The sequence below is a fragment of the Nocardia sp. NPDC058058 genome (genome assembly GCF_042885355.1).
Taxonomy (GTDB): domain Bacteria; phylum Actinomycetota; class Actinomycetes; order Mycobacteriales; family Mycobacteriaceae; genus Nocardia.
On sequence record NZ_JBHVSA010000001.1, the window covers coordinates 1,181,538 to 1,193,400 of the forward strand.

Genomic DNA, 11,863 nt, shown 5'->3' on the forward strand with positions numbered 1-11,863 from the left:
CGCGGCGTACGAGGAGCGGGTGTTTAGGTGTCCATCGGGAAATTGGTGTCGTTCGACAGCTCTCGGGGTTTCGGTTTCATCCGTCCGGAAGACGGTGGGCCGGACGTGTTCGTCCATGTCAATGACATCGGACTGGATGAAGACGAGCTGCGACAGGGGCGGGTGTTCGAATTCGATGTGACCGAGGGGGATCGCGGGCCCAAGGCCATCAATCTGGCCCTGGTCGCCGGTGCGCCGCCACCGGTGCGCACCCATAAGGTCAAGGATCGCGCGCCGGGCGGGCAGCTCAGCGCGGGCGAGCATCGCCGCCTGATCACCGAACTGCTGCTGGACGCGAGCCCGGCGCTCACGGCCGGGGAAATACTGACCATCCGGGACCGGCTCACCGCGTTCGCCGATCAGCATGGCTGGCTGGAAAACTGAGCGGTTCCGCAAAACCGACCAGTACGGCATTACGATCTTCTCTGGACGCGGACCGGTGAATTCTCACCGGTCACGTCGTCTACCTGGGTGAACCAACCCGAGGAGGTCGTGTGGAGCTGCCCGTCATGCCGCCCGTGAAACCGATGCTGGCCAAATCGGTCTCCGATCTGCCCCGCGAGCCGGGGCTGCGCTATGAACCCAAATGGGATGGGTTCCGGTGCATCGTGTTTCGCGATGGGGACGAGATCGAACTCGGATCCCGCAACGATCGCCCACTGACCCGGTACTTTCCCGAACTGGTCGAGCTGTTCGCCACGTCGCTGCCCGACAAATGCGTCATCGACGGGGAGATCGTGGTCGTCACCGAGAACGGCCTGGACTTCGACACCCTGCAGCAGCGCCTGCACCCGGCCGCCTCGCGGGTGAACAAGCTCGCGGTGGAGACACCGGCCAGTTTCGTGGGATTCGATCTGCTCGCCCTGGGCGATCAGGATCTGACCGGGGAACCGTTCGCCGAACGCCGCCGCCTGCTCGAGACGATTCTGGACAAGAACACCGGGGGCGCGTCCGACAGCGGCGTCACCCGCATTCACCTCACACCCTTGAGCGATGATCCCGACGTGGCGCAGGACTGGTTCACCCGGTTCGAGGGCGCGGGCTTCGACGGGGTGATGGTCAAGGCCGCGGATCTGCCGTATCTGCAGGACAAGCGGGTGATGTTCAAGGTCAAACATGAGCGCACCGCAGACTGTGTGATCGCCGGATTCCGCTGGCACAAAGACGGTGAAGGCGTCGGCTCGCTGCTGCTGGGCCTGTTCGACGCCGAGGGCAATCTGCATCACGTCGGGGTGGCGAGCAGTTTCACCGCCAAACGACGCAGGGAACTCGTCGAGGAGCTCGCGCCGCTGCGGGTGAACGCACTCGAGAATCATCCGTGGCGCGAATGGGCCGATGCCGCCGCCCAGGCCCGCGCGGACGGGAAAATGCCGGGCGGAGTGAGTCGTTGGACCGGCGGCAAGGATCTGTCGTGGGAGCCGTTGCGCACCGAACTGGTCGCCGAGGTCCGCTATGAGCATGTGATGGCGGGGCGGTTGCGCCACGGCGGCCGCCTGGTGCGCTTCCGCACCGACCGCACCCCCGAATCGTGCACCTACGCGCAGCTGGACGAGGTCGCGCCGGCCGAACTGTCGGCCATCTTCGATGAGGCGAAAGGGACCGCGCGGTGAGCGATTCGGTCGAACTCGAGGTCGACGGGCGCACCGTCACCCTCTCCAATCCGGACAAGATCTATTTCAACAAGCGCGGGGAAACCAAACTCGACCTGGCCAACTACTACCTGTCGGTGGCCGGGCCGATCATGAACACCATCGGCAACCGGCCGGTGCTGCTCGAACGCTATCCCGATGGGGCCTCGGGCAAATCCTGGTTCCAGAAACGCGTCCCCAAATCGGTGCCGGACTGGTTGCGGACCACCGTGGTCACCACCCCCAACGGCACCACCAGCGATGCCCTGGTCGCCGCCGATATGGCGCACATTCTGTGGGCGGTCAATCTGGGCTGCTTGGGTTTTCATGTCTGGCCCACGCACGCGGGCGCCGAACTCGAGGCCGCCACCCCGCAGGTCGAGGACGCCAACGGCGATCTGCTGCCCCCGACCGGTATCACCGACGAACTGCGTATCGATCTGGATCCCTCCCCCGGTATCGGATTCGATGATCTGCGCGAAGCCGCAAGGCGCACAAGGGATCTGTGCACCGAACTCGGTATCGATGTGCGCGTGAAGACCTCGGGCTCGCGCGGACTGCACCTGTACGCGCTGCTCGAGCCGAAGTGGGACGGCTATCAGGTGCGCGCCGCGGCGGTGGCATTGGCGCGTGAGCTCGAACGCCGCCACCCCGACACCATCACCGCGGCCTGGTGGAAAGAGGAACGCGGCTCGCGGGTCTTCGTCGACTTCAACCAGAACGCCCCGCACAAAACGGTTTTCGGCGCCTGGTGTGTGCGCCCCAAGGTCGGCGCGCAGGTCTCCACCCCCATCGACTGGGAGGTGCTGGACACGGTCACCAACGATGAGATGACCATCGCGACGGTCCCGGCGTGGGTGGCCGAACACGGCGACGCCTGGGCCGACCGCATCCCGCAATCGCTGGCTCCCCTGCTGGAGATGTCGGACAAGGATCTCGCCTCGGGATTGCTGGATGCCCCGTGGCCGCCGCAATACCCGAAAATGCCCAACGAACCACCGCGCGTGCAACCCTCGCGCGCACGTAAGGAGAACGATCCGGGCGAGGGTTGAGCACGACCCGGCATGATCGGTGCGCGCGGCCGCTCCCAGGGGTGATGATGGCAGGGTGGGAAGCGAACGGATCCAGGTGCGCTGCGTTTTGGTGTTCGGAGACGCCGATTCCGCGGTCGCCTACCTCGAAACACCCTGGCATCCGGCGCGATCGCCGATGTCGTGGGCGGCCAAGGAAATAGCGACCCAGGCCGGACTGCCAACCAACGAGCTGCCCGGCCGCGAATTCTGGGCCGACGCCGAACGACAACCCGACGGCACCACCAGACTGTCGGGGTTCCAGCTGGTCTTCGATCCGCGCCTCTAGCCGGGCGCGTGGCTCGTCCCCGTACCGCGAGGATTTGTTCCAGCTGCGGAATTGCCGATGGTCGGACCGGGTCGCTGTGATCGGGCGTCCGGAGCACCATCCGGGCTCTGGCAACGACATTTCGGCAATCGCGCACGGTGACCGGTCGATGCGTGACGACGCTGTCGGGGTCGCGTGCAAGTGGGGTGCCAGCGGGCGCAAGAGGACAGTAAGCACTGCGGCCCACGATGGGTTCGAGGTCGATTCGCGGTGAGCGATCGTTTGGCTGCCGCGCCGATCGGTCGCATCAAAGTCGCACTTACATTTCAGGAGCGCCCATGGCGAGCATTCGAGCCGAACTGTTGACCGTTGTCGTGCGCGCGCTGCGAGTGAGGCGCAAATACGATGGGGCGCAACGGATTCGGGCGACAATCGCGGCGGATCGGGCGAAGGGTCCGGCGGTGCCGTCGGCGAAGATTCGGGGGCGGGTCTCGGTGCGGGAGATGGATTTTCGCGGGCGCGGGGTCTTCGTGTTGAGTCCGCGCACGGCGGCTTCGGGGACGCCCGCGATATATCTGCACGGGGGTGGGTGGGTCGAGCCGATCGCGGATCCGCATTGGGAGTTGATCGAGGCGTTGGTGCAGCGGCTGGATCGTCCGGTCGCGGTGCCGATGTATCCGCTGGCCCCCGAATGCACCGCCGATGAGGTTTTCGCGTGGTTGCTGCCGTTCTACGCCGATATCGCCGGAGGGGACGCGCCGGTGCTGCTCGGTGATTCCGCGGGCGCGAATCTTGCGCTGTCACTGACAATTCAGGCTATTGCCGAGGGATTGACGGTGCCCTCGGCCCTGGTGCTGCTCTCACCGTGTCTGGATGCCACGCTCAGTGATCCGCGGCTGGCCGAGCTCGAACCCCGCGACCCGATTCTCCCGGTGCGCGGGGTGGCCGAGCTCGCGCGACTCTACGCCGGGGAGCGTGCGGTCTCCGATCCGCTGATCAGCCCGATGTTCGCGGATTTGACCGGGGTGCCGCCGATCGCGCTGTTCACCGGCACCCGCGATATCCTCAATGTCGACGCGCACCGATTCCGTTCCCGCGCAGCCGAATTCGGTATCGAACTGGCCTGGCACGAATATCCCGGCATGCTGCACGCGTGGCCTTTATTCCCGATCCCGGAGGCCGAGCGCGCGATCGGTGAGATGGTCGAGTTCCTCACCGGTGTACTCGTGCGCTGACCGCGTCAGCGCTCGCACGAACAGCGCGGCGCCGCACGGCATCTCACCGTGCGGCGCATCCCGGGGCGATCGTGGTCAGACGCGGGCGGTCAGTATCGGCGCCAAGGCGCGCAGGTCTCGCATGTAATCCTCACCCAGCACCTGCAGGGCCACGTGATCCGCGCCCGCGCGCAGATGTTCGGCGGCGGCATCGGCTACCTGCTCGGCGGTGCCGTGCAGCACCAGGGCGTCCACGAGGCGGTCGCTGCCGGGCGGGGTGAGGTCCGCGTCGTGGAAACCGGAGCGGCGCAGGTTATTCACGTAATTGCTCAGCGAGAGATAGAAGCTGGTGGAGTTGCGGCCGAGTTCGCGCGCCCGGTCGATGTCGGTGTCAAGCACGACCTTGTGTTCGGGCGCGATGAGGGTGTCCGGGCCCAGCAGCTTGCGCAGGGACGCGGTATGCGCGGGGGTGGACAGGTACGGCAACGCTCCGGCGGTGCGATCGCGCGCGAGTTCGGCGACCTTGGGGCCGAGCGCAGCCAGGGCGCGCCCCTCCTTGGGCACCCCCGCGGCGTCGAGTTCGTCGAGGTACTGCACAAGTGCGTCATAGGGTTTGGTGTATTCGCCGGTGTGTTCGCGATGTCCGGCTCCGATGCCGAGCAGGAATCGTCCCGGGAATCGGGCGTCGAGGCGGTGGAAGGTGTCCGCGGCCTGTGTCGCCGGGGAGGCCCACACGTTCACGATGCTGGTGCCGAGGACGATCGCGTCCGATCCGGCCAGCAACGCCTCGTATCCGTCCCAGTCCGCGGGCGGCGAACTGCCCAGCCAGACCGCACCGTACCCGAGTTCCTCCAGCTCACGCACCTGTTCGGGGGTCACCATCGAATATGGCCGCCACACACCGAACGTTCCGAGTTGATCATTCGCCATACCTGCGGGCAACAGCCCCGCGTCGGATCGCATTCCCCGCCCCGACTATTGCGGTCATGTTTCCGTTCGGAAGCATCTCTAGAGTGAGCCGAGATCGATATCAACGGTTCCACGAGTTCGGCAATCGAGAGGGTACGACATGTCCTTCAGTTCTTTGTCGCGTGTTCTGACCTGTGGTTTCGCTAGTGCCGCAGCACTTTTCGCGTTCACTCCGGCCGCGCAGGCCGATCCGCCCGAATGGGAGGTCGCCAAGAGTTGCTCGGGGGTTTTCCTGACCAGCGACGGCGCGGCCGAGGTGCAGTCCTGCGTCTACCAGTACCAGGGCGTACTCAAGGCGTACGGCAGCCTGACCGTCAAAACCGGCGGTTCGACGATCGACAATTGCACGATGGTCGTGAAGATCATCGACAAGGACGCCTACCGCACCGGCGCGAATGAGGAGGTCGCGATCAGCGACACCATGCCGTGCTTCAACGGCAGCTACCCCTCCCCGCCGCTGGCGACGAACACTGCCGCGGTGGTGGCGGGCCACCACTACGTCAGCTACGCCGAGATCACCCATAACGGCCAAGGAGTGGCGCGCATCTACAGTCCCGAACTGATCCCGTAGTCCGAGGGGGCGGCGGTTCGTCCGGGACGGCGTGAGTCCCGGACGGCCGCACGCATTTTCGACAGCGATACGATGTGCAGGGTCAGCATGATCGGGACGATGACCGTGGGGATCAGCACCAGCGGCAGCAGGCCGTTGGCGGCGGTCGTCGGGGTGACGGTGATGATGCGGGTGGGACCGGGGGCGGCCAGGAAACCCAGCGTCATCGCGGTGACCAGATCCAGCGTGCCCAGGATGTTGAACCACAGCAGCGCGCCGCGACCGACGCTGCCGCGCCGCAACATCCGCGACAGCACGATCGCCTCGAGGCCGATGCCCAGATCACCCAGTCCGGCCGGGAGCGCGAAGATCGCCGGGAGCGAGCCCAGGGCGAACGCGGTCAGGAAGACGGTGCCGCCGGTGACGCGCAGAATGTGCGGCGCGGTCAAGCGCCAGGGGGCGGCCGGATCGCTCAGGATGCGGGTGATCGCGGGAATTCCGGTGCAGCCCAGCGCGATCGCGGTACCGCCCAGGGCGGCGACGCCGATCAGCGGGTTGGCGGTGTGCGGGGTCAACCGGAACGCGCCCGCGTTCGCCAGTAGTGCGATCACTAGAGCCCATGCGGCCCAGCCGGTTCCGGCGGCGAGACCGAGGCGGAGATTGCCGGCGCGGCGCAATCCCGCGCCGAGAAGCAGCACGGTTCCGGAGACTCCGGCGAGCACGATCAGCCAGACGGCCACTGGGAAGGGGTACATGCCACCCTCGTTTCCTGCGAGATTTTTTCGAACAGAGAATCTGTTTCCGAACTATGTGTTCGATTATGCTGGGGTGGCTCCGGTGCAGGTCAACAACCAAATCCGGGGATATGTACGGTTCCGGACACCTCGCGCGAATTGTCCGGAAACAGTGAGGAGACGGTGATGGGCGATCAGGATCGGCGGGTGCGGCGCACCCGCGGCACACTGCACGAGGCATTCCTGTCGCTGGTACTCGAACAGGGCTATGAGCAGACCACCGTGCAGGACATCCTCGACCGCGCCGATATCGGCCGCTCCACCTTCTACGCGCACTACCGCGATAAGGAAGCGCTGCTGACAACGACTTTCGACGATATGCGCGCACAGCTCGAGACCGAATTCGATCGAATGCTCTCCGCGCGTCAGCCGATCGAGGTGGATCGGCCCGCCGCGTTGATCTTCGAGCACGCGCACCGCAATCAGCGCGTGTATCGGGCCATGTGCGGGCGTCCCGGCGGCGCGCTGGTACACCGGCATCTGCACCAGGTGATCGTGCAGCTGCTGCGAGATCGGCTGCCGCCGAACATCATCGGCGACGGCCCCGCCACCGAGGTCATCGCCCAGTTCTACGCCGCGGCCACCGTCGGGGTGCTGGCGTGGTGGATCGACGACGACTTCCGCGCCGATCCGGCGCGGTTGGCCGCGGATTTCCGGCTGCTGGCCACCCGGGGAACCGGTGCGCTGAGCTGATCGACAGCGCACCGGCCGAGATCAGATCTCGCCGTTGACCTTCGGGAACGACTGGGTGATCAACGTGGTGAGGGTGTCGGCCAGCAGATCGTGCACCTGCGGGCGGTCCAGGGTGCCGCGCACGATCCACTCCCGGCCCGCCGCCTTGACCAGGCCGCCGTAACAGCGCACCAGGGCACGCAATTCGGCGCTGTGCAGCGAATCGCTCAGGCCGACCATCTGTACGACGCGTTCGGCCGCGGCGTTATCGGCCTCGTCCAGAATGCGTTGTACATCCGGATCGTCGCCGATCCCTTCCAGGCCGGTGACCTTGACCCACGTGGTGCCGTGTTCGCCGATGGTGTCCAGCAACCACTCCACGCTCGCCTCCACTCGCTCCCGGATGGTCCCCTCGGGGGCGACCATGTAGTCCGGGCGCGGCAGGGTCACCATTCGGCGCACCACCGCCAGATATAGATCGCGCTTATTGCCGAAGTAGTGATTGATCAGCCCGCGCGCCACACCGGCGCGCTGGGCCAATTCCGCGGTGGAGACAGCCGCGTACGGACGCTCGCCGAACATGTCGATGGCGCAGGACAGGATCTGCGCGCGGCGCTCGTCGGGCTCGAGGCGGCGCCGCCGGGACGTGGTGTCCTCGGCGGGCGTCGGCCGCGAGTCGGTATTACCGCCGGTCGTCGACGGTGCTGGGGTACTAGAGTGAGCGGGCAATGAGGTCCTTCATCACCTCGTTGGCGCCCGCGAGGATCCGCAGAACCCGGGCGCCGGTGTACAACTGGGCAATCGGATATTCGGTCATGTAGCCATAGCCGCCGAAGAACTGCAGGCAGCGATCCACCACAGTACCGAGTTGGTCGGTCAACCAGTACTTCGACATGGCAGCGGTGGGAATGTCCAGTTCCCCGCGCAGGTGTTTGGCGATGCAATCATCGAGGAACACCCGGCCCACCTTGGCGATGGTGGCGCACTCGGCGAGCTCGAACCGGGTGTTCTGCATGGCGAACAGCGGTTTGCCGAAAGCCTCACGGCCCTTGGTGTATTCGACGGTCAACTCGACCGCCTTCTCCGTCATCGCCACCGCAAGAATCGCGGTGACCAGGCGTTCCTGGGCCAGCATCTGCATCATCTGATAGAAGCCCTGGCCCTCGGCCTGCCCCAGCAGATTCGAGGCGGGCACGCGCAGACCGTCGAAGAACAGCTCCGCGGTGTCCTGCCCCTTGCCGCCGATCTTGGACAGGATGCGACCGCGGGTGAAGCCCGGGGTGTCGTCCCCGACCTCGGCGAAGATCAGCGACACACCGGACGCGCCCTGGGTGGGATCGGTTTTCACCGCCAGGATGATGCCGTCGCACAGCCAGCCGTTGGAGATGAAGATCTTCGATCCGGTGATGACGTACTCATCACCCTCGCGCACCGCGCGGGTCTTGATGTTCTGCAGATCCGATCCGGTGCCGGGTTCGGTCATACCGATGGACAGCAGCATCTCACCGCTGGCGGCCTTGGGCAGCACGTGCCGCTTGAGCTCTTCGGAGCCGAACTGATGGATGTACGGGGCGATGATCGAGGAGTGCACCGACATGCCCAGCGCGCCGTCGCCCAGATGCGTCTGCGCCTCGATGATGGCGGCCTCGTGCGCGAATGTGCCGCCGCCACCACCGTATTCGGCCGGGATGGCCGCGCACAGCAGGCCGAGTTCACCGGCCCGGTTGTACAGGGCGCGATCGGGATGGCCCTGGTCGATGAACTTCTCCTCGTGCGGGATCACCTCCTTCTCGAAGAAGGTGCTCGCCAGTCCTCGTACCGCTTCGACCTCGTCGTCGCTCCATGCGGGGCGTGCCATCGTCGTTCCTTCGCTTGTCCTGCGCGCACTCACGCGCGCCTCGTGACCAAGGGTGCACGGCTATTGGCAAAGTGTCAACAATGCGTCAATCGGTGGCCGACCGCGCCTGATTGACCTCGGCGAACGTCGCGAAAATCGGCGTGTCCGGATCAGCCGCGATGCCCTGACGACGCAGGAAACCATCGATCAGACCCCACACCAATTCCGTCGCCTGATCGATGAACTCGGCCGTCTGCGCCGCGGACGGGCGATCCGAATCCGAAAGCCACAGATCGGTGATCGCCACCACCGCACCCACCAGCGCGCGCGAAAGATATTCCAGGCCCGAGGTTTCCAACGGCACCGCCTCGGCCACCGACCGCGCCATCTTGGTCAACTTGCCCGCGGCCTCACGACCCAGATCCAGTTGCAGCACACCCGCACCCGACTGCTGCGCCGGCGACTGACCCAGGAAACGAAAAACGTTGGGATGCTCCAGGATTCCATTCGCGTAATCGGTGAACACACGCTGTAGCGCCGCCCGCGGCGGCGCGAGCATCAGCGTCATATCCGACCCCGTGGCCGAAAACGCCCGCCGGGTCATACGATCGGCGATCTCGGTGAACAGATCACCCTTATCGGCGAACTGGCGGTACAGCCGCGGTTTGGTGATCCCGGCCTCGCGGGCGATGTCATCCATGCTGGGACGCGGACCGTCACGATCGATCACCCGCACCGCCGCATCCACGATGTCGTCACGGGTCACCTGCAGCGGGGCGGATCCGGCACTGATTCGAGCCACGCGGGCAGTGTACACGTACCAGCGGTACGAAGGCTCACGCCGCAATCCGCGCCGTTAACCGCGCTTGTTACCGGGTAGTCAAGTGATCGAAGCCACAACCCAGGTCAGCCCACCGGCATTGCATTCACCCAGAACGTACTGCCAGTATCGAATCCCGTACCGGCAGTACGATCGACCCGGAAAGACACCCGATGTCCCACGCAGCACGCCAACTCGCCGACACCCTGCGCGCACCCCTGCCCGCGGACTTCGACCGGCTCCCCGAGACCGACCTCACCGAACTCGACCGACTCCTGCGCGCCGCCCTCACGCGCCGCGGCGACAACCTCGACGCCGCCATCTCGAGCTCCCTCGACTTCGTCCCGCGCCTCATGCGCCCCGCCGTCAAGAAAGCACTGGGACTATGAGCGAACACCTCGTCGCCGTCGCCGAAACCACCAAACTCGCGCGCCTGCTCGGCATCACCGACCCCACCGAACTCGACTTCCTCGTCGACCTGCCACCCACCGCCATCCGCGAATTCCGCGAACGCGCCACCGACCTGCTCTTCGACCGCGACACCAAACGCCTCAAAGGCGTCGCCGCCGGAGCCAAACTCGTCCCCGTCACCATCAGCGCCAAAGTCGCCGAACGCGCCTTCGGACCCACCCTCTGCGCCGCCGTCGCCAGCGCCGTCGAACCCCACCGCGCCATCGACATCGCCAAATCCCTGCCCGCCCCCTTCCTCGCCGAATGCGCCGTCCAACTCGACCCGCGCCGCACCGCCGCCATCATCGCCGCCGTCCCCGCCAAACTCGTCGTCGACGTCGCCCGCGAACTCCTCACCCACGGCGACCACATCACCATGGGCCGCTTCGTCCACGTCGTCCCCGAACCCGCACTACGCGCCGCCGCACCCGTCATGAGCGACACCGACCTACTGCGCATCGGCTTCCTGCTCGAAGACAAAACCGCCATCGACAACGTCCTGCACATCGTCGCCGACCGCGTCCCCGGCGTAATCCGCGCCGCCGCAGCACAATCCATGTGGGCCGAAGGCATCGACCTGCTCGACTCCATCGCACCCCACAACCGCGCCTGGATCGGCAACATCACCGCCGGACTCGGCGACGACGTCCTGGACGCCCTCATCACCGCCGTCCACGAACTCGACGCCTGGGCCACCCTGCTGCCCATCACCAGCGCCATGAACCACGACAGCCTGCGACTATTCGCCGAACGCCCCGCCGTCCACGCCGAACACATCCTCGCCGCCATCATGGACACCGCACTCGACGGCGGCCAATGGCTGAACCTGCTCCCCCTCGCGGCCCATTTGCCCAGCGCCCAAATCGAATTCATCGCCGCCCGCGTCGCCGCCGAAACCGATACCCGCCTCGGCGAACTCGTCCGCGAAGCCGACACCGCCGGACTCTGGGACGCCCTCATCCCCATCGCCCTGGCCATGACCGACGACAACCGCCGCCGCATGGCAGCACTGCCCGTCATGTCCGAACCCGACGTCCTGCGCGCCGTCATCACCAGCACCGCCGAACACGACCTCTGGACACAGGCGCTACCCCTGGTCGACGCACTGCCCGACACCGTCACACCCATCCTCGCCACCTGCATCGGCGACCTCACCCGCGAACAACTCCTCGCCGCCGTCCTCACCGCCTCACGCGGGGACAACATCCACACCCTCGTCGACATCGCCCTCGCCCAAGACCAACAGGGCCGCGCCCGCGTCCTGGAAATCATCGACGGCATGGACGACCTCGAAGAATTCCTCGCCGCCCTCACCACCGAAACACCCCCGATCGTCTGGCACGCCCTCATCGAAGTCCGCGCCGAAATCCCCGCCGGACTCCTGACACAGCTCGCCGAACGCGCCCGCGAACTCGGCCGCGACAACGACGCCGCCGAACTCGAACCCCTCGGCGCCACAACCGAATAGCCACACCCCACCGGTGCCCCGCCGCCACCACGCGGCGGGGCACCGGCGTATCCCACTGTGCCCCGCGCCATATCCGCACGTGGC

At 66.3% G+C, this 11,863-nt stretch carries 14 protein-coding genes; 9 read left to right on the forward strand and 5 right to left on the reverse strand.

What is annotated here, in order from left to right; all coding sequences use genetic code 11:
* Positions 1-27 precede the first annotated feature (27 nt).
* The 5 genes from ACFVUS_RS05420 to ACFVUS_RS05440 all read left to right on the forward strand — a co-directional run bounded on the left by ACFVUS_RS05420 (position 28) and on the right by ACFVUS_RS05440 (position 4,240).
* Positions 28-423, forward strand: coding sequence for a cold-shock protein (locus ACFVUS_RS05420; protein ID WP_387761936.1), 396 nt, complete (start codon positions 28-30; stop codon positions 421-423).
* 110 nt (positions 424-533) lie between these two features.
* A complete protein-coding gene (locus tag ACFVUS_RS05425; RefSeq protein WP_387761937.1) occupies positions 534-1,649 on the forward strand; it encodes an ATP-dependent DNA ligase in 1,116 nt (371 codons plus the stop codon).
* Positions 1,646-2,719 (forward strand): DNA polymerase domain-containing protein, encoded by a 1,074-nt coding sequence (locus tag ACFVUS_RS05430; RefSeq protein ID WP_387761938.1) that lies wholly within the window; start codon positions 1,646-1,648, stop codon positions 2,717-2,719. Before ACFVUS_RS05425 ends, ACFVUS_RS05430 begins: the two co-directional genes overlap by 4 nt.
* A gap of 55 nt (positions 2,720-2,774) precedes the next feature.
* The gene (locus tag ACFVUS_RS05435) at positions 2,775-3,026 is read left to right on the forward strand and encodes a hypothetical protein (protein WP_387761939.1); all 252 of its coding nucleotides are present in this window, start codon (positions 2,775-2,777) and stop codon (positions 3,024-3,026) included.
* Between the two features lie 317 nt (positions 3,027-3,343).
* A complete protein-coding gene (locus ACFVUS_RS05440) occupies positions 3,344-4,240 on the forward strand; it encodes an alpha/beta hydrolase fold domain-containing protein (RefSeq protein ID WP_387761940.1) in 897 nt (298 codons plus the stop codon).
* Between the two features lie 75 nt (positions 4,241-4,315).
* On the opposite strand, the gene ACFVUS_RS05445 is transcribed toward ACFVUS_RS05440, so the two are convergent.
* Positions 4,316-5,149, reverse strand: a complete 834-nt coding sequence (locus ACFVUS_RS05445) for an LLM class F420-dependent oxidoreductase (protein WP_387765410.1) — start codon at positions 5,147-5,149, stop codon at positions 4,316-4,318.
* Positions 5,150-5,288: 139 nt separating this feature from the next.
* Here ACFVUS_RS05445 and ACFVUS_RS05450 point away from each other — a divergent pair, with 139 nt between their 5' ends.
* Entirely contained in the window at positions 5,289-5,759 is a 471-nt protein-coding gene (locus ACFVUS_RS05450) for a hypothetical protein (protein WP_387761941.1), read from the forward strand.
* Here the strand turns inward: ACFVUS_RS05450 and ACFVUS_RS05455 are convergent.
* Complete coding sequence (locus tag ACFVUS_RS05455; RefSeq protein ID WP_387761942.1) at positions 5,735-6,493, reverse strand: hypothetical protein; 759 nt, start codon at positions 6,491-6,493, stop codon at positions 5,735-5,737. The two genes, ACFVUS_RS05450 and ACFVUS_RS05455, sit on opposite strands and share 25 nt — an antisense overlap.
* A gap of 165 nt (positions 6,494-6,658) precedes the next feature.
* On the opposite strand from ACFVUS_RS05455, the gene ACFVUS_RS05460 reads away from it, so the two are divergent.
* Complete coding sequence (locus tag ACFVUS_RS05460) at positions 6,659-7,225, forward strand: TetR/AcrR family transcriptional regulator (RefSeq protein ID WP_387761943.1); 567 nt, start codon at positions 6,659-6,661, stop codon at positions 7,223-7,225.
* A 21-nt stretch (positions 7,226-7,246) separates the two neighbouring features.
* Here the strand turns inward: ACFVUS_RS05460 and ACFVUS_RS05465 are convergent, their stop codons facing one another.
* From ACFVUS_RS05465 to ACFVUS_RS05475, 3 genes are all read right to left on the reverse strand, one after another.
* Entirely contained in the window at positions 7,247-7,933 is a 687-nt protein-coding gene (locus tag ACFVUS_RS05465; RefSeq protein ID WP_387761944.1) for a TetR/AcrR family transcriptional regulator, read from the reverse strand.
* Entirely contained in the window at positions 7,917-9,062 is a 1,146-nt protein-coding gene (locus tag ACFVUS_RS05470) for an acyl-CoA dehydrogenase family protein (protein WP_387761945.1), read from the reverse strand. The genes ACFVUS_RS05465 and ACFVUS_RS05470 overlap by 17 nt, the downstream gene beginning before the upstream one ends.
* A gap of 85 nt (positions 9,063-9,147) precedes the next feature.
* A complete protein-coding gene (locus tag ACFVUS_RS05475) occupies positions 9,148-9,843 on the reverse strand; it encodes a TetR/AcrR family transcriptional regulator (RefSeq protein WP_387761946.1) in 696 nt (231 codons plus the stop codon).
* A gap of 191 nt (positions 9,844-10,034) precedes the next feature.
* Here ACFVUS_RS05475 and ACFVUS_RS05480 point away from each other — a divergent pair, with 191 nt between their 5' ends.
* Together ACFVUS_RS05480 and ACFVUS_RS05485 are read left to right on the forward strand one after the other, a co-directional pair.
* Complete coding sequence (locus ACFVUS_RS05480; protein WP_387761947.1) at positions 10,035-10,250, forward strand: hypothetical protein; 216 nt, start codon at positions 10,035-10,037, stop codon at positions 10,248-10,250.
* The gene (locus ACFVUS_RS05485; RefSeq protein WP_387761949.1) at positions 10,247-11,779 is read left to right on the forward strand and encodes a hypothetical protein; all 1,533 of its coding nucleotides are present in this window, start codon (positions 10,247-10,249) and stop codon (positions 11,777-11,779) included. Before ACFVUS_RS05480 ends, ACFVUS_RS05485 begins: the two co-directional genes overlap by 4 nt.
* The last annotated feature ends 84 nt before the right edge of the window (positions 11,780-11,863 follow it).